The sequence below is a fragment of the Shewanella cutis genome, assembly GCF_022410515.1.
Taxonomy (GTDB): Bacteria; Pseudomonadota; Gammaproteobacteria; order Enterobacterales; family Shewanellaceae; genus Shewanella; species Shewanella cutis.
The window spans coordinates 491,812-510,657 of record NZ_JACSDI010000001.1 but is presented as its reverse complement, the minus strand read 5'-3'; the positions used below and the strand labels follow the sequence as shown (position 1 = coordinate 510,657).

The 18,846-nt window shown below is 45.6% G+C and carries 18 protein-coding genes; 10 read left to right on the top strand and 8 right to left on the bottom strand.

All coding sequences use genetic code 11. The annotated features are described in order from the left end of the window. Positions 1–189 precede the first annotated feature (189 nt). Positions 190–897 carry a DUF998 domain-containing protein gene (locus tag H9J30_RS02420; protein ID WP_240129524.1) on the top strand — a complete coding sequence of 236 codons (708 nt, stop codon included), beginning with the start codon at positions 190–192 and terminating at the stop codon, positions 895–897. 33 nt (positions 898–930) lie between these two features. Here H9J30_RS02420 and H9J30_RS02415 read toward each other — a convergent pair whose 3' ends face one another. Together H9J30_RS02415 and ubiU are read right to left on the bottom strand one after the other, a co-directional pair. Further along, on the bottom strand, positions 931–1,800 hold the full coding sequence (locus H9J30_RS02415; RefSeq protein ID WP_240129523.1) for a U32 family peptidase: 870 nt from the start codon (positions 1,798–1,800) through the stop codon (positions 931–933). A 33-nt stretch (positions 1,801–1,833) separates the two neighbouring features. Beyond that, positions 1,834–2,835, bottom strand: a complete 1,002-nt coding sequence (ubiU, locus tag H9J30_RS02410; RefSeq protein WP_240129522.1) for a ubiquinone anaerobic biosynthesis protein UbiU — start codon at positions 2,833–2,835, stop codon at positions 1,834–1,836. A gap of 138 nt (positions 2,836–2,973) precedes the next feature. Between ubiU and ubiT the strand changes: the two genes are divergently transcribed. Further along, a complete protein-coding gene (gene ubiT, locus H9J30_RS02405) occupies positions 2,974–3,504 on the top strand; it encodes a ubiquinone anaerobic biosynthesis accessory factor UbiT (protein ID WP_240129521.1) in 531 nt (176 codons plus the stop codon). 97 nt (positions 3,505–3,601) lie between these two features. Here the strand turns inward: ubiT and H9J30_RS02400 are convergent, their stop codons facing one another. After that, positions 3,602–3,856, bottom strand: coding sequence for a YfhL family 4Fe-4S dicluster ferredoxin (locus H9J30_RS02400; RefSeq protein ID WP_240129520.1), 255 nt, complete (start codon positions 3,854–3,856; stop codon positions 3,602–3,604). 3 nt (positions 3,857–3,859) lie between these two features. Beyond that, on the bottom strand, positions 3,860–5,224 hold the full coding sequence (trhP, locus tag H9J30_RS02395; RefSeq protein ID WP_240129519.1) for a prephenate-dependent tRNA uridine(34) hydroxylase TrhP: 1,365 nt from the start codon (positions 5,222–5,224) through the stop codon (positions 3,860–3,862). 384 nt (positions 5,225–5,608) lie between these two features. Between trhP and H9J30_RS02390 the strand changes: the two genes are divergently transcribed. Together H9J30_RS02390 and H9J30_RS02385 are read left to right on the top strand one after the other, a co-directional pair. Further along, a complete protein-coding gene (locus H9J30_RS02390; RefSeq protein ID WP_240129518.1) occupies positions 5,609–6,448 on the top strand; it encodes an HDOD domain-containing protein in 840 nt (279 codons plus the stop codon). A gap of 81 nt (positions 6,449–6,529) precedes the next feature. Then, positions 6,530–8,059 carry a putative bifunctional diguanylate cyclase/phosphodiesterase gene (locus tag H9J30_RS02385; protein WP_240129517.1) on the top strand — a complete coding sequence of 510 codons (1,530 nt, stop codon included), beginning with the start codon at positions 6,530–6,532 and terminating at the stop codon, positions 8,057–8,059. On the opposite strand, the gene H9J30_RS02380 is transcribed toward H9J30_RS02385, so the two are convergent. Next, positions 8,048–8,461, bottom strand: a complete 414-nt coding sequence (locus H9J30_RS02380) for a thioesterase family protein (RefSeq protein ID WP_240129516.1) — start codon at positions 8,459–8,461, stop codon at positions 8,048–8,050. The genes H9J30_RS02385 and H9J30_RS02380 overlap by 12 nt on opposite strands. A gap of 440 nt (positions 8,462–8,901) precedes the next feature. Further along, a complete protein-coding gene (locus H9J30_RS02375; RefSeq protein WP_240129515.1) occupies positions 8,902–10,158 on the bottom strand; it encodes an adenylosuccinate synthase in 1,257 nt (418 codons plus the stop codon). A gap of 135 nt (positions 10,159–10,293) precedes the next feature. On the opposite strand from H9J30_RS02375, the gene H9J30_RS02370 reads away from it, so the two are divergent. Next, positions 10,294–11,199 carry a LysR family transcriptional regulator gene (locus H9J30_RS02370; protein WP_240130049.1) on the top strand — a complete coding sequence of 302 codons (906 nt, stop codon included), beginning with the start codon at positions 10,294–10,296 and terminating at the stop codon, positions 11,197–11,199. A gap of 20 nt (positions 11,200–11,219) precedes the next feature. Here H9J30_RS02370 and H9J30_RS02365 read toward each other — a convergent pair whose 3' ends face one another. Continuing rightward, complete coding sequence (locus H9J30_RS02365) at positions 11,220–12,041, bottom strand: substrate-binding periplasmic protein (RefSeq protein ID WP_240129514.1); 822 nt, start codon at positions 12,039–12,041, stop codon at positions 11,220–11,222. 487 nt (positions 12,042–12,528) lie between these two features. Here H9J30_RS02365 and H9J30_RS02360 point away from each other — a divergent pair, with 487 nt between their 5' ends. Together H9J30_RS02360 and H9J30_RS02355 are read left to right on the top strand one after the other, a co-directional pair. Then, a complete protein-coding gene (locus H9J30_RS02360; RefSeq protein WP_240129513.1) occupies positions 12,529–13,386 on the top strand; it encodes a sulfurtransferase in 858 nt (285 codons plus the stop codon). Between the two features lie 92 nt (positions 13,387–13,478). Next, the gene (locus H9J30_RS02355) at positions 13,479–13,991 is read left to right on the top strand and encodes a DUF2937 family protein (protein ID WP_240129512.1); all 513 of its coding nucleotides are present in this window, start codon (positions 13,479–13,481) and stop codon (positions 13,989–13,991) included. Between the two features lie 70 nt (positions 13,992–14,061). Here H9J30_RS02355 and H9J30_RS02350 read toward each other — a convergent pair whose 3' ends face one another. Next, positions 14,062–15,369, bottom strand: coding sequence for an NAD(P)/FAD-dependent oxidoreductase (locus H9J30_RS02350; protein WP_240129511.1), 1,308 nt, complete (start codon positions 15,367–15,369; stop codon positions 14,062–14,064). Positions 15,370–15,603: 234 nt separating this feature from the next. Here H9J30_RS02350 and H9J30_RS02345 point away from each other — a divergent pair, with 234 nt between their 5' ends. The 3 genes from H9J30_RS02345 (at position 15,604) to H9J30_RS02335 (ending at position 18,671) form a co-directional block, all read left to right on the top strand. Then, entirely contained in the window at positions 15,604–16,152 is a 549-nt protein-coding gene (locus H9J30_RS02345) for a cupin domain-containing protein (protein ID WP_240129510.1), read from the top strand. A 400-nt stretch (positions 16,153–16,552) separates the two neighbouring features. Then, entirely contained in the window at positions 16,553–17,314 is a 762-nt protein-coding gene (locus H9J30_RS02340; RefSeq protein ID WP_240129509.1) for a gamma-glutamyl-gamma-aminobutyrate hydrolase family protein, read from the top strand. Position 17,315: 1 nt separating this feature from the next. Beyond that, positions 17,316–18,671 (top strand): glutamine synthetase family protein, encoded by a 1,356-nt coding sequence (locus tag H9J30_RS02335; RefSeq protein WP_240129508.1) that lies wholly within the window; start codon positions 17,316–17,318, stop codon positions 18,669–18,671. The last annotated feature ends 175 nt before the right edge of the window (positions 18,672–18,846 follow it).

Sequence of the window (18,846 nt, the reverse complement as noted above, 5' to 3'; positions counted from 1 at the left end):
TTTATTCAGTTTTGACTGCAGATTTGCATATGTTTTATTGAATAATGACTTAGCACGGGATTTTCATATGATGACTAAAAAATCGTTAATAGTGATGAAATAAAATTTTACGCTAAAGAGGATTCGTGCCGCTTTAATTCTTTTTAATTCCATGTAAGTTAGTAGTACTTTAGTTTGGCTAAATTATCCATGACTGTTATAAAAATGAATCTCGCAACAAGGGGCTCGGCACTTGCCACCAAGTTTGGTTTTATTGGTATTTTGGGATTAATGCTGGGGATCGGTGTGGCGGTGTTGGGGTTTGATTATTCTGAGACGCGTTCATTCAACTTTTTAAATCATACTTTGAGTGAATTGGGGACTTATGGCCATTCGGCCTTTGCGGTTGTTCTCAATGGCGGTTTGTTTTTTGGCAGTTTAAGTATTGTTTTTTATTGTCTTTCCTCCCTTCAGACGGTAAACGGCTTTTGGGGATATCCCTTCTTTTGTGCGCTGGCACTGACATTTTTAGCCTTAGCCTGTGTTGGGTTATTTCCGGTCAATGTATATCACTTACATATCCTTGCCCTTAAGTGGTTTTTCTACTTCGGTAGCCTGAGCGCAATCTGTTATTTAGCGTGGGTTGGATTTAGCTCATTAAGTCTGCTGCGTTGGACGGTATTATTAGCGCTGTTGGTATTGGTGAGCATGATGACCTTTCTCTATGCACCGCAGTTTGAGTTGGGTCTAACGGCAGGCGGTAGGCCATTTTATCAAGAAATGGTGCTCCAACTCCCAAGACCTGATTTATGGTGGCCTGCATTACTCGAATGGATTGGACTTGGCAGCCTCTTAAGTTGGACTGTGGCGCTACTGTTAACGCCACAACCATGTCATCAGCCATTCACTCAGGAGTAAACGGCTGAGAGATATGACGGCTAAAATCAGTTTTTAGGCTATGGATGCTAGTCCTGCTTCACCAAACCAATAGCCATTACAGTGCTCATCGCTAAGAGGATGCTGAGTGTCCATTGCTCCGCTATTTAACCCCTCGACCAGCGCATCGGCCTTCGCTATGCACGCCAAACTGCTAGGAGACACGCGAAACACATCCACGCCAATCTTTATCATTTCATTGATTTCACTGCGTAAATCGACACAACTGGCGGATTGGGTTTGAATGCCATTTAACCTCAGTAGAGGTTGTGCTTCTTGGGTTTGTGCCAGCAAGCCTTTACTGTATTGACGGCAAACGGTTTCACAGCTGTCCTTGGCAAGTTGGCTATGTCTTGCGGTAAAACAGCGCGCTGAGTGAGCGAGCGGTAAGTAGCCATGGCCGAGCACTTCCACTTCGAAGGAGGGCTTGTTATCGACCACTTGGCTCAGCCAAGTCTTAGAAAGCTCCACAGGCATTACAAAACGTTGCATTCCTAAACGCTGCAAAATATCTAGGCTAGCGCGATTGTAGTTGTTGATGCTAGCACCGCAGACAAAGGGCAGTTTGTGCTCTTTGGCAAGATATACCGCCGCCATATCATTGGCTTCAATCATAAATTCGCCATTGTCGACCTGACGTTTAAGCTCAGTGTATTCCGATGGCGCTTCGATAAGGGCTAGGGTTGAAAGCACCACATCTTTGCCCGCAGATTTCAGTATTTGGGCAAGTTCAAGATAGTCGCCCCATTTGAGCTCGCGCCGGCGGCTGCAGACGGCTTCGCCCAAATAAACCAAGGGGATCTGACTGTTGGCAACCTGCTGATAAAAGTCGATGACCTGCTGTTTTTCCCAGCAATAGAGCAGTGGGCCGAGGGATATTTTCATAATCGTTTCTTCTTACATGGATTATCGCGAAGGCTATTGCCAGTTACGCTCGTAGGCACCAAGGGTGGTAATTTGCCCTTCAGACACTTTGGCAAGGGCTTGCTCCCAATGGACTTGCGTCTGGAATTTATCCGGATGATTAAGATAAGTATCAATCGCTTGACGCCAAACCTTAGTCACTTGCTCCACATAGGCTGGGCTGCGCTGCCGGCCTTCAATCTTGAGTGACACAATGCCCGCCTTAGCAAGCTCAGGCAGTAAGCTGAGGGTATTTAAGCTCGTGGGTGATTCGAGCAAATATTGCGGCTTATCGTCCTCTTGGGTGAGATAGCGCCCTTTACACACGACGGGATAGCCCATTTGTTCATCCAGCCCTGACTTATCGATCAAGACCTCATTGAGGCGAGTCAATCGGTCTTGGCCCTGCTCTTGCCAGCGTACGTGCTTTGCTGGTGAGCAAGAGCCACCTGTATTGGGTGATTGACCGGTGACATAGGAGGATAAGTGACAGCGACCTTCGGCCATAATGCACAGGCTGCCAAAGGCGAAGACCTCTAAATCGACCGGGCTGACCTTGGCTAGGTCACGCACTTGCTTCATCGACAGCACTCTGGGTAACACCACTCGAGAAACATTAAAGGACTCTTTATAAAAGCTCAGCGCGCCCAAATTGGTGGCGCTCGCCTGTACCGATAAATGCAGCGGAATATGTGGATATTGCCGATGGGCATAATCAAGCAATGACAGATCTGCAACGATTAAGGCATCGACGCCAATTTTTGCGGCTAAGTCAATCGCCTGATACCAGCGATGCTCCTCATTAGGCTTAGGGAAGGTATTTAAGGTGAGGAAAATTTTCTTGCCCCGCTGATGGGTCAGCTCGGCCGCTTCTTGTAACTTTGCGGGGGTGAAGTTTAAGCCCGCGAATGAGCGTGCATTAGTATCATCCTTTAACCCGAGGTAGACAGCATCGGCTCCTGCCTGTAGCGCCGACTTTAGCGAAGCCAGATTTCCTGCTGGACACAACAACTCCATAATGGTGCTCCCTATAAAATAACAGGGGCAGAGTGTAGGGAAGATTGAATGGCGGTGAATTGATTTAAAACAGGTTTAAGATCATAAAATCTCGGTAAACTGGGCGTTATCCTGTTTTTTATCCGTAGGTAACTTGTTATGTCCGCTGTTTTTTCGGCTAATCTTGCAAAACAATTGTTAGAGCTCACCCCAAAACTGATCCGTTTGCCACTCTCGAAAGTGCCCTTTAGCCTAAAGGCCAAGGTGCTGAGCCAATTATTGGAACAACTGCTTGCGCCGCAGGCCGAAGATGGGGAATTGGATTTTCTCGCGGACAAGTGGGTTGCTATCCGTGTGGAAGATTTGCAACTGTACTTTGAGGTGAGTTTTAATGGCCGCTGGCAGGTACGTGAACTCACCGATGCCCAAGTGACCTTTAGTGCCAAGTCAGCCGAATTATTGCTAGTTGCGGCGGCGAAAGAAGATCCTGATACGCTGTTTTTCCAACGCAAACTCAGCATCGAGGGTGATACCGAGTTAGGGCTTGAGGTGAAAAATCTGCTGCTTAGTATCGAATTTGCCAGCTTACCTGCGCCGATCCGCTTAAGCGTTGAAAAGCTTGCTGATGCGATTGTGCGTTTACAACTTGAGGCAAAGCCGACGGTTATCCTAGCAAAATCTCCCGCTTAGTTAACCTTAGCTAGGGTTAGAGACAACTTAAACCCCGCCATGTTTGGCGGGGTTTTTAGTTGGGTGAGTATCCTGCGGTATTTTTATCTAATTGTTATTAATCAAATTTTTGCGTGAGTATAGCAAATTTGACCAATAGCTCATCGTGGGACTCGATACGGTTTGGATCGGGGTCAATACAATCAATCGGACAGACGGATACGCAGGTCGGCTTATCATAGTGGCCTACGCATTCGGTGCAGCGTTCTGGGTCGATTTCATAGATTTCTTCACCCATAGTGATGGCCTGGTTTGGGCATTCAGGCTCACACATATCGCAGTTGATGCAGCTGTCGTCGATCAATAATGCCATGCTTTAGCCTACTTCGTGTGGATTACGGGTATCCTGACCTTGGGGCAGGTTACGCAGTAAAATACCGTGGTTGAGGTCAACTTCCTTCGGCACGGGTAAGTACACAGTATGACCTGAACCTAAACCTGCCTCAACCGCTTCGGCTTTGCGGTTTTCGAGTTGTTCGATGGTCAAACTGATATTACCCTGCGGCGTCATTAACTCAACGCTATCGCCTACAGAAAATTTATTCTTCACTTCGATTTCAGCAAGACCGGCCAGATTACGTTTACCGGTTAATTCACCGACAAATTGTTGGGTATCGCTGACTGAGTAGCCATAGTCGTAGTTTTGGTATTCATCATGCACATGGCGGCGTAAGAAGCCTTCGGTATAACCGCGGTGTGCTAAACCTTCGAGTTGGTTCATCAGGCTGCGATCGAAACTCTTACCCGATGCGGCATCGTCGATGGCTTGGCGGTATAACTGCGCGGTACGGGCCACATAGTAGAAAGATTTAGTACGGCCTTCAATCTTAAGCGAATCGATACCCATCTTGGCCAAACGCTCAACATGTTGGATTGCGCGTAAGTCTTTAGAGTTCATGATATAAGTGCCATGCTCATCTTCAAACGCTGGCATATATTCGCCGGGGCGATTGGCTTCCTGTAGCAGGAAGATTTGATCCGTTGGCGCGCCAGCACCTAAGGTCGGCGTCTCAATTTGTACCGCATTTGGGGTGGCAATGATATCGCCCGAGTCGGTTTGCTGCGCTTCATGCACGTCGTATTTCCAACGACAGGCGTTGGTGCAAGTGCCTTGGTTTGGATCGCGTTTATTGATATAACCCGACAGCAAACAACGGCCGGAGTAGGCCATACATAGGGCGCCGTGAACAAACACTTCTAACTCGATGTCGGGGCAGCGTTGGCGGATTTCTTCAATTTCATCCAAGGATAATTCACGGGATAAAATCACTCGTTTAATGCCTTGGGTTTGCCAAAATTTTACCGACGCCCAGTTAATGGCGTTGGCTTGTACCGATAAATGCACTACCTGCTCAGGGAACGCCTCACGCACCATCATAATTAAACCTGGGTCGGACATGATCAGCGCATCGGGCTTCATCGCCACTACGGGTTCCATATCTTTGATATAGGTTTTAAGCTTAGCGTTGTGGGGGGCAATGTTACTCACCACATAAAGCTTTTTACCAAGCGCATGGGCTTCTTCGATACCCGTGGCAAGGTTTTCCATCTTAAAGTCATTATTACGCACCCTTAGGCTGTATCTTGGCTGGCCGGCATACACGGCATCTGCACCATAGGCAAAGGCGTAACGCATGTTTTTCAGCGTCCCAGCGGGAGATAGCAACTCTGGTTTAAACATAATGACTCTCGAATTGGTTGGTATATAGAGGCGCAGTGCGCGGGGGCGGCATTTTACACAATCGAAGTAGGGTTATGCAAATCGTCACGCCCAAGATTAGGTATAGTTCGCGTTTTGCGAATATACCTAGAAGCCTTATGATGGTGCTGGCTTTCGCATCGAAGTTGATGAGTCATTAACAGTATCCAGCTTTGCTCATTTTTAGTTTTTTCAATCGACTATAACTGAAATGCTAACGGCTAAGCTTAGGGTTATTTGGATGAAATTGATAACAGAGTCATACAAATAATTAACTTCTGTCGCTTTTTTCTACCCATCAAATGATAGCCAACTGGTATACTCCAATTATTGTGGATTTATGTTTGCAGATTGATGGGAGATAAGATGTCTACTGAACATCTACTGTTAGTCGGATTACTTAAAAAATTAAAAGATGATGCCTTAGTATTGCCGACCTTGCCTGAAGTGGCCATGCGAGTGCAGGAAGTGGTGAGCCGCTCAGATGCAAGCCTTAAGCAAGTGGCGGATGTGATTGGCCAAGATGCAGCAATCTCGGCGCGTATTATTAAAGTAGCCAACAGCGCCTTATATAGCCGTGGTATTCCTGCTGAAAGCATTAATAATGCGGTGGCTCGCATTGGTTTGATTCAAATTAAGAGTATTGCAACCTCAGTTGCCATGGAGCAGCTGTTTATCTCCACCAATGAGATGGTGTGGGAAGTGATGGATGAGGTTTGGCGTACTTCTATCGACGTAACCGCGGCGGCCTGTGCCATGTTGCAGATGTATAATAAGCGTCGTCCTAGTCAGTTAAATTTAGACACTTTAACCCTTGCAGGTTTAGTCCATAATATTGGTGCATTGCCTGTGCTGACCGAGGCAGAAGCCCATCCCGAGTTATTTACCAGTATTGAGCAATTGCGTTCTTTAGTTCGTAAAATGCAAGGTCCTTTAGGTCGTGCTGTATTAAAGAGTTGGGATTTTGCACCAGAGGTGATGGAAGTGGTTGAGCGTTGGGCTGATTTACCCTATTTACCCGACCATGTCACCTACTTAGATTTTATCCGTGCCGCCGCATTCTACACCGGTGAGTTACGCGCAGGGGCTGATTTTGAGCAGCGGATGGATGTGTTTGTCGGCCGAGGGCTGCCCGTGTCGGCGAATGATTTAGCAAGCGATGAATTCATGGATAAATTCCATTCAATCAAAGAAAGTTACCAGTAATTGCAGAGCCTTTAGGTCATCCGATTTGATTCCAAAGGAGCTATTGGTTATTAGCTTATGTGGTAAGGTTGAGGCGTAAATATGGTTATTCTGGAGTTTATCGGTGTCGTGCTGGCTATCGCCTTGATTGCCGTGCTGTCTCTTTTACGCAGAAAATCCAAAGCGTTGCGCCAACAGCAGCAATTCTTAGCGCAATTGTACCCTCAACTTGAAAGGCAAAAAACGGATCGTAGCCCGCTAAATATTCCAGTGGTGCCACAGGAGTTTGCACGCCTTTATCATTCTTTAAATGAGATGTTAGTCGCTTTACCTGCGGGAATGGGCAAGGATAAGCTCACGGGGTTAATTAATCGTGTTGGACTTAAAAGGACTCTCGCTTCGTTAATGCCAATGACTCAAGGCACTTTGGTGCTGATTGATATTTATCGTTTTCGCTATGTGAATGATCTTTTTGGGTTTGTGTTTGGTGATATTCTGCTAAAACAGTTTGCCGAACGTTTAATGAGCCTAAGTCTTAAACCTAAACTGATTGCGCGCCTAAACGGTGATGAGTTTTTTCTCTATTATGAGCAAAGTTTGTCTCAGGAGCAGTTACTGCATTTACGCGGGCGTTTACAGGTCCCCTTTAATATTAAAGACACACCGGTCAGTGTGCGTCTGCAAATTGGTTGCTTACAATTAGCACTGCACCATGCTGATGTGAGTAATATGCTCAGAAGGCTTGATTTAGCGGTTAAAAAAGCCCGCAATACTCGGATTGCGATTGCCTGTTACAGTGAAAATGACGACATTCGCCAACTGCGGGAATTGAAGATTATTGATAGCTTGCCCAATGGCTTACAACGCAATCATTTGTACCTGGTGTATCAACCTAAGCAGGATGTGATTTCAGGGGGGTGCACTCAGGTAGAGGCATTAATTCGCTGGGAACATGAAGAGCTAGGATTGGTTTCTCCTGGGGAATTTATCCCACTTGCCGAATGCGCGGGTATGATTGATTTAGTGAGCCATTGGGCGTTAGAACAAGTTTTACAGCAGCAGGTAAAATGGCGACTGGCGGGAATTTCTGTTTGTGTCGCCTTGAATTTATCTACTCGCGATCTTGATAGTGAAACCTTACCCCATGAACTCGATGCGCGCCTAAAGCATTATCAGTTACCGCCAGAATGCTTAATGATTGAAATTACAGAGAGCACTTTGATGGCGGATTTAAATAAAGCCGTCGACACCTTAGCGCAAATTCGTAGCCTTGGGATAAAACTGGCAATTGATGATTTTGGCACTGGCCATTCTTCTTTAGCGTATTTGAAACATTTACCCGCAAACGAAGTGAAGATAGATAAAGCGTTTCTTTTGGATCTAAAACCGAACCAACCCTCAGAATATATCCTTGAGGCCAGCGTCAATATTGCTAAAAAACTCGGATATGAGGTGACGGTCGAAGGGGTTGAAACTCAAGAGGTGCGCGATCTGTTAGTCAAGATGGGGGTCGATCGTATTCAAGGTCTATGTTATGCCAAGCCTATGCGGGCGGTAGAACTTGAAATGCATTGGCATCGACTGCGCCCAGCGCCCAAAATGCTCAGCGCCAATTTGGGCTCACATCCCTAAGCTTAATTGGGCGATAAACTCTGCAGGCATGGGGGCGAGTTGTCTCGCTTGGTTCATACAGACCATTTCAATGGTGGCCGTGACTGCCGGTTTTTTGCCGTTGGGTCGCCAGATTTCTTGATGCCATACGGTGCGATATTTGCTTTCAAAGTAGAACTTGGTGCGAATATCAATAATATCGGCAAACTCCACGCCTTCATGGCACAACATATCGCTGCGATAAACTGCAAAACCTAATTGCTGCTGTTGCCAGAGGTTGCGTAACTGCTCAGCGCCAATGACATGCTCACGGGCGCGCTCGAAGTATTTCAAAAAATTCGGGTGATATACCACGCCTGAAAAATCGGTATCTTCGTAGTAGATTTGCACAGGAAAAGAATAACTCGGGCTAAATTGCGGCATAAAATCATCGTTATGGGATTACTTATTTAAGCGCAGTCTAGCGGTTTATAGTGTGAAACAAAACCCAGGATAGCGGCTAATACCAATCACATTAAATATCTAATCAGTTCAGAGCCTCACAGGCATCTCAATCCAAGGCGCATTGACGAAGAAATGGTATTCCCTTTTAAGTCAATGTAACACGGGAGTGAGATGCCTGTGAGGCTCCCGAAGGGCGGGGTTGAACGGGCTTTATACTGCGTTTAAGGCTTTCGACAGAGCGCCACTATGCCTTCAAGCCTTCGCCTTGTCTAAAGCCCGTTTAACTCCCGCTGAATGAACAGATATTTAATACGATTGGTATAAATCCGCTTGTGATTGGGTAAGCGGCGTGAAAAGTGAAACGTAAAAAGCCATATTCGCCGAAACGAATATGGCTTTTTTGTAGGGTAATCGATTCGTTAGCGAATGATCATTTGATCGCGTTCTGGTCCCACTGACACCATGCTGACGCGTACACCCATTAAGGCTTCGATGCGTTCAACATAATGTTGTGCAGCCTTTGGTAGGCTTTCGAAGGTGCGGCAAGTGGTGATGTCTTCACTCCAGCTTTCCATCTGCTCGTACACAGGGCTTAATGCCGCCGTTTGCGGCCAAATTGGGTTTTCAGTGTGCTCGCCTTCATAGGCGATACAGATTTTAAGATCTTTCATGCCGGTCAAACAGTCAATCTTAGTCAGGGCAATTTCAGTCGCCGCTTGTAGCTCTACACCGTTGCGGGTTGCGACTGCATCGAAGTAACCCATATCACGTGGGCGACCTGTGGTTGCACCAAACTCGTTAGCGTTTTTACGGAAATCATCTTGCTCTTCCATTGCAGTGACTAGCGTGCCAGTACCCACTGATGAGCTAAAGGCTTTAGCGACGGCAATCACGCGCTCTGGACGCAGTGCGGGTAAACCACTGCCTAGACCTGCGAAAGCTGCAGTCACGTTGGAAGAAGTCGTGTACGGATATTCACCGTAAATCAAGTCGCGTCCTGCGCCTAATTGCGCTTCGAACAGTAAGTTAGCATCTTGTTTTTGCAATGCCTTTAATGGTTCAGTGACGTTGCAGATAAAGGGACGCCATGACGCTGTCACATCCAATAACCACTGGGTCATTTCGGCGGCAGTTTGGCTAAAATCACAGCTTGGATAGAGCGCCTTTAACTGTGGCAATTTCCAGTCAAGCATAAATTGAATACGCTCTTGTAGCACTTCGGGTTGCTTTAACCAACCAACTAAGATGCCTTTTTTCATCACGCGATCACCATAGGCTGGAGCGATACCTTGACGGGTTGAACCGTAGGCGAGATCGCCTAGACGTTGTTCTTCTAAGGTATCTTCTAACGCATGAATAGGTAAACACAGGGTGGCGCGGTCAGAAATACACAATTTGACCTCAATGCCTGCCGCTTCGACTTCAGCAATTTCCACACTGAGTTTTTCTGGGCTGATCACCATGCCTGGGCCTAATACCGCAACGCAATTTGGATTGAAAATACCGCTGGGTAACTGGTGTAATTTAAAGGTGCCATAGTCGTTAACGACCGTATGGCCTGCGTTGTTACCGCCTTGAAAGCGAACACTCGCAGCAGCATCAGCTGCTAAATAATCTACGATGCGGCCTTTGCCTTCATCACCCCAATTTGCACCCACAACCACGATAGACGGCATAACATCATCTCCACATTGATTAAGCGGCTATGCTAGACCTCACTATTGAATAAGAGAAATTAATTATAGTTATTACATCGATAAGAGATTCATATATCATGATACTGTCGGGAATGATGGATGGGGATAAAAGCAATGCTCGAACTTCATTGGTTAAAAACCTTTGTGACCTTAGCCGAGTGCAAACACTTTGGTAAGGCAGCAGCGGCGCTGCATATGACGCAGCCCAATGTGAGTCTGCATATCAAGCAACTTGAACAAAACACGCGGGTGAAGTTGATTGAACGCAATCCGTTTAGGTTAACTCAGGCTGGGTTTCGTTTGCTTGAAAGCAGCCAGAAGACCTTGATGGAATTGCAAGTGTGTCAGGCGGATCTCAATGCCATTAATGATCTCAGTCAAGGCACCTTAACCATAGCGGCCAGTGATATCATTTCACGCTTGTTGTTAATTCAACCTTTTCAGTTGTTTAAGGCTGAATTCCCCGGAATTGATTTCTCGTTACTGAACACCACCTCATTCCAAGCTTCTGAACTGGTGACCAATGCCGAAGCCGATTTAGGCTTTGTGATCGCTCAGAAGGAAAGTCAGCCGCTACATTTTACTGAGTTGCAGCAAATTAAATGGTGCGCGCTTGGGAATAATTTAGCACTCTGGCAGCAGAGTCAGGGGCGTGATGACATGCCGTTAGCAGAGCAGCCTACCTTGATTTTACTTGGGCACGATACTCGTACCCGCGAGTTGCTCGATCCCGCTTTACCTAGCTTAAATTTGCCTCGCTATCGAATTATGGAAGTCGGCAGTGTTGATGCGCAAATTGATTGGGCTGAGGCCGGTTTTGGTGTAGCGATTGTGCCTGAGTTTTCTATTTACACTAAGACAAACTTGAAGAGTAAAATTACGCCGTTGCCGCAATTTCCAAGCACTAGCTTAGGCTATATTGTGCGCCAAAATCAGATTTTATCTAAGGCGATTAAGCAGTTATTGCACTGGGTCAATCAAGAGATTATCCGTATTCAAGGGCAAAGTGTTGGCATTTAATCCCTGTGTGGGAGAGGTGATTAGTTCACCTTTAGTAATTGCTGGTATTGCCCATTTTCCTTAAGCATTGATAAGCCTTGATCAAGGGCTTTGGCTAATAATGTGGCTTTTGGGTTTTCCTTCGAGAACGCTAAGTAAATCAGACTGATATGATTATCAAAGGCGGCGAACACTTCATCACTTACGCCCATTGTTTGCAGGTTTTCTTGTGCGACGAGATCAAACATCACTGCGGCATCGATTCGGCCAATCAGCAGTAAATTGATTAGCTGCTGTTGGGTTGCGACAGTGACGAGATTTAATTGCCGTTGTTTGACTAATTCAGGAAATTCATCACCATATTCATAGCTTTTTATCACGCCAATCATACTGCCTTTAGGGATTTGCCATTTGTTTTCTGCAATTAAAGGACGTTTTTTTCGTTGATAGAAAGAGGCTTTTGCTGCAAATAAAGGTGTTTCGCCAAATATAAACCGCTGCTCGGTGCTGGCTTCTCGGGTGACATTAAATACTCCATCGACAGCGCCTTTTTCGGCCATCATCAAGGCTCGGCTATAGGGCACAACGAGGCTATTTACCTCTATGTGGGTTTGCTTAAAAGCGGCTTCGATAAGCTGATGAGAAATGCCTTGACCAAATTGATTGGCAAAGGGGGGCCAGCTGTCTTCTGCAGCTAAGGTTATTGTTTGAAAGGGTGACCTTTGCGGAACATGTTGACTTTCTTCAGCTTTAGCATGATGACCGAGCGATAAAAAAAGTAATAGCGAGGTACTAAGTAAAAAAAACAGCGTCCAAAAGCTTCGCTGCTCAATTCTATCCTTAGTCTCACTATAAACACGCATTTTATGTCCATATCAGCCTATTCCGAATGGGGTAACTTATAACATAAGTCTTTATTATGAGGCCAATTATTTTGAACATTGAACAAGCAATTGTGAACGCTACTGACCGATTGATATTGCGCTAACCGCAGCCTTGTGACCACGGACAGTTAAGGTGTATATCGATAGATAGCAAGACGGGATGAAGATGGGGCTAGAACCTGTCTCGAATGACCTTTATACAGCACAATAATGAAAACATTTTATATTAATTATTCAATGAATTGGTTTTCTTGTTTGCTGGAACACTATTTTGGAACATCTAAATAGAGGTCGTTTGCTGCTGACGTTTTGGGGAGCACTTATTGTTGCTTGTTTTTATAATAGATGTTTTAGTTAGGGCGCGTAAAAATCCAAGTTCAGGTATCAACAAAGTCTAATCGTTTGTCTTTTGGAATAAGACGTTGTTTAGGTAGTTAGATAAATCAATAAAGCATAAGGGCAGCCAATGGAATATCCTCTCGTTAGTACGCAATGGCTCGAAGAGCAGCTCACTTCACCCGAATTGGTATTACTCGATGCCAGTATGGCTGTGGTGTTGGGTAAAGAACCTATTCTGTATCACGAGCCCGTTTGTATTCCACGTTCGCGCCGTTTTGATGTTGAAGAGGATTTTTGCGATAAAACCTCTACTCAAATCCATGCTTTACCAAGGTTTGAGCAGTTTGTAGAAGGCATCGCCAAGCTCGGTATTAATCCGCAAAGTGTGGTTGTTATCTATGATAACCAAGGCATTTATTCATCTCCCCGTGCGTGGTGGATCTTCAAGGTGATGGGGTTTAAGCGAGTGTATGTGCTTGATGGTGGTTTACCCCAATGGATTGCTGAAGACCGAGTGACTTCGTCGCGGTATCAGGAAGAGGGTATCGATTATGGGGCGACCGATTGTGGTCAATTGACGGCAGTACTTGAGTATCAATCTGAAAAAGTGATGGATGCTGAGGCCGTATTAACAAAGCTTGATGATAGTGAAAGTGCGATTATTGATGCGCGGGGACAGGCACGCTTTTTAGGCCAAGTGAGTGAGCCGCGAGCAGGTGTGCGCAGTGGTCATATTCCCTATTCAGTGAATCTTCCCTTTGGTGAGGTACTTGATGGCTACAAAATCAAACGCGCAGAAGAGTTACAAACGCTTTTTCAAGCACTTGTCGGTGATAAAGCCTTAAGGATTTTTAGCTGCGGGTCAGGCATTACCGCCTGTATTTTAATCTTGGCTTCGGTGGCAGCAGGACATGGCGATGCAGTGTTATACGATGGTTCTTGGGCCGACTGGGGCAGCCGTATAGATTTACCGATTGAGCGCTGATTGACAACGCTCGAGGGCTGTAAAGTTGAACGGATAAGGTTGCGGTATCCTCTTTCCTGTTCGATGTCCTTTGCATTATCAAGGAGTTCGTCATGATAGCGAGATTGTTCGATAAACTGATCTTTGGGTTTATCTTAGTGATTGCGCTGCAGTTACCCCAATTAGCGGAACATTACCAGCAGTTTTTGGCGGGGCTTTATACCTCGACTCAATGGCAAGTTGAGGGCTATGAAGCAACGGCTAAGGAGCATCATTACGAAGATGTTGATGACATGATTGCTCGCCATCTCCAAAACGAGGAGCCGAATGTGCGCTCTGATGCGCTGCAGAAGCGTCAAACGCTATTGCTTTATAAAGAATTACAGCATGGAATGGAGATTTTTGAGCACGGAAATCTATTTGAAAAAACTGCCTATATGTTTAATTCGACTCGGTTTGATTATTTAGAAAAAACCATCACCCACTTTACGCCGGGTATCCCTTTAACTGCTAGTGGTATTGGTTTTGGTGTGCTGGTGGCGTTAGTGGTGCACTATCTTGGCTCAATTCCCTTTTTCCTATGGGCAAGGCGACGCAAGCGCCTTAAATTAAGTCAGAGTTATTAGAGCTTTCTTTCTGAACCAGATGATGGATGCTCAAGCCATAAGGCATCCATCGATTGTTCCTCTATGAAGATTAGAATAAATCCTTAAATCGATGGTACAGCATACCCGCAGCGAGCATTGGGGAGCGGAATGTCGGACCACCAGGGAAGGTCATATGCTTAATCTTAGCGAATACATCGAAATGTCCAGCTTGCTGACAAATCGCTTCGGCTAAGAGTTTTGCTGCCATATGAGTAGCGTTGACGCCGTGCCCCGCATAGGCTTGGGCGAAAAAAATATTACTCGCATCGGGTAGGCGACCAATTTGCGGCATACGGTTGGCGCCAATGCCTATCATGCCGCCCCATTCGTAATCGATGCGGATGCCTTTTAATTGTGGGAATACCTTTTCAAGATTAGGTCTTAGGGCTGCCTCGATATCCTTGGGATCTTTGCCTGAATAGGTACAAAGTCCACCAAAAAGTAAACGTCTATCTGCCGATAAGTGGAAGTAATCTAAAGCAATTCGCATATCGGCAAAGGCCATATTTTGCGGAATAATGTTATTACACTGTTGTTGCGTTAATTGCTCTGTTGCAAGCAGGTAGCTACCCGCTGGCAATACTTTTCCACCAATGTAACTATTGAGTTTATGGCCGATATAAGCGTTGCCCGCCAAAACTAAATATTGGCACGTTACTTCTCCTTTGGCCGTGAGGACTTTTGGTTTCGTGCCCTGAATAATTTTTTCGGCGGCACTGTATTCAAATAATTGCGCGCTCAAATCGCGGGCGACACGAGCTTCTCCCAACGCTAAATTAAGTGGATGTAAATGGCCGCTGCCCATATCGACTAAAGCGCCTTGGTAGAAATCAGAGCCTATGACCTCACCGAGTTGAGATTGAGTTAATAATTTGATTTCATGCTTATATCCAAGGCTTTTAAGGCTTTCATATTCCTCTTGTAATTCAATCGCATGCCGAGGTTTTACCGCCAGATCGCAATAGCCCATTTGCAAATCGCAATCAATTTGGTGGGTTTGGATGCGGTTTCGGACTATGTCTACCGCTTCAAAGCCCATTTGCTGAATCGCACTTACGCCTTCTTGGCCAATTTCGTTTATGAATTGTGCTGGATCATGGCCAATACCGCGGATCAGCTCGCCGCCATTGCGGCCCGACGCACCCCAGCCCACTCGTTTAGCCTCGAGCAGTACTACACTTAAGCCGCGTTGTCTTAGTTCTATCGCAGTATTGATGCCACTAAATCCGCCGCCTACAATGCAAACATCTGCTGTTATGCTGCCTTCAAGTTGAGGGTGATCATAAATTTCTTTAGCGGTATCAAGATAATAAGAGTGAGGATATTGCTCACTGTGTACTGGAGGTTTAGTGGCCATTATGGCTCCAAAAAATTGTTTTTATTGTAAATTGGGCTTGTCTCAGTATACTCATCACACTTTTGTGATACCGCTAAAAAGTGTTCGTTTTATTTAACACACTTTTTAGCTAGAATACAACGGAAGCGATTTAACTCGCGCTTTTAGGGCCAAAATGTGTTTGGGATGGTGTTTATCCTGAACAACCTGTTCTTCATCTATCGGGGCAACCGATCCTTTGGGGAGATGCGAAATTTGGATATTGGAGCCAGTCTCAGAACTGTTCGTAAAATGAAAGGCCTATCCCAGCGTGAGCTGGCTAAGCGTGCTGGTGTGACTAACAGTACCATTTCAATGATCGAAAAAAACAGTGTTAGCCCATCCGTCAGTTCTTTGAAAAAAGTATTGTCGGGTATCCCTATGTCTTTAGTCGATTTTTTTTCAATTGAAGCATCAAGTGAGTGCGAGCAAAAAGTGGTTTATCGCTCTGATGAACTCCTCAATATAGGTACTGGGCCATTAGAATTTAAATTGATTGGTCGCGATTACCCTAATCGCGCCATGTCGGTGATGAGCGAAACCTATCCTCCGGGTTCTGATACCGGCGAGGAAATGCTGAAGCACGAGGGGGAAGAAGCTGCCATGGTCATTGAAGGTAAGTTTGAGCTTACCGTAGGTGATGAGGTATATATTTTAGAAGCGGGCGATAGTTACTACTTTAACAGTGAGTTACCCCATCGATTTCGCAATCCTTTCGATGAGCCTTGTCGTCTGATCAGTGCTACAACCCCCGCTAATTTCTAACTGCGCTACGCTGTCCTAGAGCTACGCTGTCCTAGAGTGTCTAGGATAGCGTTATCTTTGAGTACCCCCGCCTGTTGTTTACCACATTGAACTGGCTTTTGATTGCAATATTTTATTCAAAGTGTAAATAATATTTTTCAAATAGACCTCGATTCTCTCTCTTTATCTTTGGCTGGTTTTCATCCAGACAATACTGTCAACAATTGCTTTATCAGCATAAAAAAACATTTTTTAGCTTAACACACTGTATTAAATCTAAAAATTACTCATGAAAATCAAACTATGGTTAACAAGTGTTTAACCTCTTGCCTGAGGTTAAATTTCCGTGTACTGTGTGAAAAAATGAACATTAAAATTAACTTGTTCATTGTACTAATGATTAAATGCGTAAAGGTGAGTTATGGCTGCCCTGTTACCCCTTATTGGTGTTATTGCGTGTAACAAACAATTGGGTTTACACCCCTTTAATATTGTTGGAGAAAAATACCTGTTAGGTGTCGTTCATGGCGCTAAGGGGTGGCCGCTTGTGATCCCATCATTAGGTGCGGATCAACCTATCGAAGCGATTCTTGCAAGACTTGACGGCATTCTCTTTACTGGCTCGCCCTCTAACGTAGAGCCACACCTTTATGCTGGTGCACCGAGTGAAGCAGGCACGCACCATGATCCTATGCGTGACGCGACTACATTACCGCTCATTCGAGCCGCCATCGCAGCCGGTGTGCCTGTCCTTGGGATTTGTCGAGGTTTTCAGGAAATGAATGTGGCTTTTGGTGGCAGTTTGCATCAAAAACTGCATGAAGTCGGTCATTTTATTGAACATAGAGAAGATAAAGATGCCTCCTTAGAGGAGCAATATGGGCCATCCCACAGTATCACTGTGGAGCCTGGGGGGGTCATTTACGAGGCTTGGGGCCGTAACTCTGCAGAGGTTAACTCTGTGCATACTCAAGGCGTGGAGCGTCTTGGGATTGGGTTACGGCCAGAAGCTTGTGCTCCTGATGGTCTTGTTGAGGCCTTCTCCGTGATAGATGCCACTGAATTTGCCCTCGGCGTGCAATGGCATCCTGAATGGAAGGTGAGTAACAATCCATTTTACCTCTCTATATTCAATGCCTTTGGCGATGCTTGTCGTCGTCGGGCTACCACTCGAGTGAAATAAAATGAATAAGCTAATCGCTTTTTTAAAAGAACGAAAAATCACGGAAGTCGAATGTGTTATCTGCGATATGACAGGTATCGCCCGTGGAAAAATAGCACCAGTTGATAAGTTTCTCGACGAAAAAGGCATGCGCTTACCCGAAAGTGTTTTGCTACAAACCGTTACCGGTGACTTTGTCGACGATGATATTTACTACAGTTTGCTTGATGATGCGGATATTGATTTTGTCTGTGTTCCCGATGAAAACGCGGTATTTATGCTGCCTTGGACGATTGAAGCTACGGCGCAGGTGATCCACGATTGCTATGACAGAATGGGTAATCCCATTGAGTTATCACCTCGTAACGTCTTGAAAAAAGTGTTGTCTCTTTACGATGAAAAAGGTTGGGAGCCCGTTATTGCGCCAGAAATGGAGTTTTACCTGACGAGCCGAAGTGATGACCATGATTTACCTCTTAAACCGCCAATTGGTCGTTCAGGCAGGCCAGAGGCGGGACGTCAGTCCTTCTCAATTGATGCCGCCAACGAATACGATCCTCTGTTTGAAGACATGTACGACTGGTGCGAAATTCAAGGTTTAGATATTGATACGCTTATCCATGAAGACGGCCCTGCGCAGATGGAGATTAACTTCAGCCACGGTAACCCGTTATCACTTGCTGATCAGGTGTTTGTATTTAAGCGTACCCTGCGTGAGGCGGCATTAAAGCATAATGTTTGTGCCACTTTTATGGCGAAACCTGTGACCGATGAGCCGGGCAGCGCCATGCATATTCATCAAAGTGTGATTAACAAAGAAACAGGTAAAAATATTTTTACCAATGAAGATGGCACCCAAAGCGCGTTATTTTTGAGCTATATCGCAGGACTACAGAAATATATTCCTGAGTTCTTGCCACTTATGGCGCCAAACGCTAACTCGTTCCGTCGTTTTTTACCCGGAACCTCAGCGCCAGTGAACTTGGAATGGGGCATAGAGAATCGAACTTGCGGATTACGCATTCCTGAATCTTCACCACAAAACCGCCGTATTGAAAACCGAATTCCAGGAGCCGATGCTAACTGCTATTTAGCTTTTGCGGCAGGTTTACTCTGTGGTTATATCGGCATGGTCGAAGGATTAAAACCATCGACACCCGTTCAAGGTAAAGCGAACGAAAGCCGAAGCAACAATCCACATTGTTTGCCGTTAACCTTGGAGGAAGCCTTAGCCGCGATGGAGGAAAGTGACGCCTGTAAGGAATACTTAGGTGAATCCTTTACTACGGGGTTTGTGGCCGTAAAACAGGCTGAACTTGAAAATTTCCGCAGGGTCGTGAGTTCGTGGGAGCGGGAGTTCCTATTACTCAGCGTATAAGCTTTGCGATGTATGTTGCACTATTTTTGTTCAATGTGATTGTGGCGTGAATGGATCTTAGATCCTGATTATGAGCATATTCGAACAATGATTGAAAATGCTCTGCACCATTTTGGGTGGCGTGCTCAATTTTGGTGCGGAGTGTTTTTAAACTTGAGTGCTGACTTTTAGCGAC

Coding starts and splice junctions, on each gene's coding strand:
- H9J30_RS02420 (WP_240129524.1), top strand. CDS start 190: ATGACTGTTATAAAAATGAATCTCGCAACAAGGGGCTCGGCACTTGCC.
- H9J30_RS02415 (WP_240129523.1), bottom strand. CDS start 1,800: ATGAAAATATCCCTCGGCCCACTGCTCTATTGCTGGGAAAAACAGCAG.
- ubiU (WP_240129522.1), bottom strand. CDS start 2,835: ATGGAGTTGTTGTGTCCAGCAGGAAATCTGGCTTCGCTAAAGTCGGCG.
- ubiT (WP_240129521.1), top strand. CDS start 2,974: ATGTCCGCTGTTTTTTCGGCTAATCTTGCAAAACAATTGTTAGAGCTC.
- H9J30_RS02400 (WP_240129520.1), bottom strand. CDS start 3,856: ATGGCATTATTGATCGACGACAGCTGCATCAACTGCGATATGTGTGAG.
- trhP (WP_240129519.1), bottom strand. CDS start 5,224: ATGTTTAAACCAGAGTTGCTATCTCCCGCTGGGACGCTGAAAAACATG.
- H9J30_RS02390 (WP_240129518.1), top strand. CDS start 5,609: ATGTCTACTGAACATCTACTGTTAGTCGGATTACTTAAAAAATTAAAA.
- H9J30_RS02385 (WP_240129517.1), top strand. CDS start 6,530: ATGGTTATTCTGGAGTTTATCGGTGTCGTGCTGGCTATCGCCTTGATT.
- H9J30_RS02380 (WP_240129516.1), bottom strand. CDS start 8,461: ATGCCGCAATTTAGCCCGAGTTATTCTTTTCCTGTGCAAATCTACTAC.
- H9J30_RS02375 (WP_240129515.1), bottom strand. CDS start 10,158: ATGCCGTCTATCGTGGTTGTGGGTGCAAATTGGGGTGATGAAGGCAAA.
- H9J30_RS02370 (WP_240130049.1), top strand. CDS start 10,294: ATGCTCGAACTTCATTGGTTAAAAACCTTTGTGACCTTAGCCGAGTGC.
- H9J30_RS02365 (WP_240129514.1), bottom strand. CDS start 12,041: ATGCGTGTTTATAGTGAGACTAAGGATAGAATTGAGCAGCGAAGCTTT.
- H9J30_RS02360 (WP_240129513.1), top strand. CDS start 12,529: ATGGAATATCCTCTCGTTAGTACGCAATGGCTCGAAGAGCAGCTCACT.
- H9J30_RS02355 (WP_240129512.1), top strand. CDS start 13,479: ATGATAGCGAGATTGTTCGATAAACTGATCTTTGGGTTTATCTTAGTG.
- H9J30_RS02350 (WP_240129511.1), bottom strand. CDS start 15,369: ATGGCCACTAAACCTCCAGTACACAGTGAGCAATATCCTCACTCTTAT.
- H9J30_RS02340 (WP_240129509.1), top strand. CDS start 16,553: ATGGCTGCCCTGTTACCCCTTATTGGTGTTATTGCGTGTAACAAACAA.
- H9J30_RS02335 (WP_240129508.1), top strand. CDS start 17,316: ATGAATAAGCTAATCGCTTTTTTAAAAGAACGAAAAATCACGGAAGTC.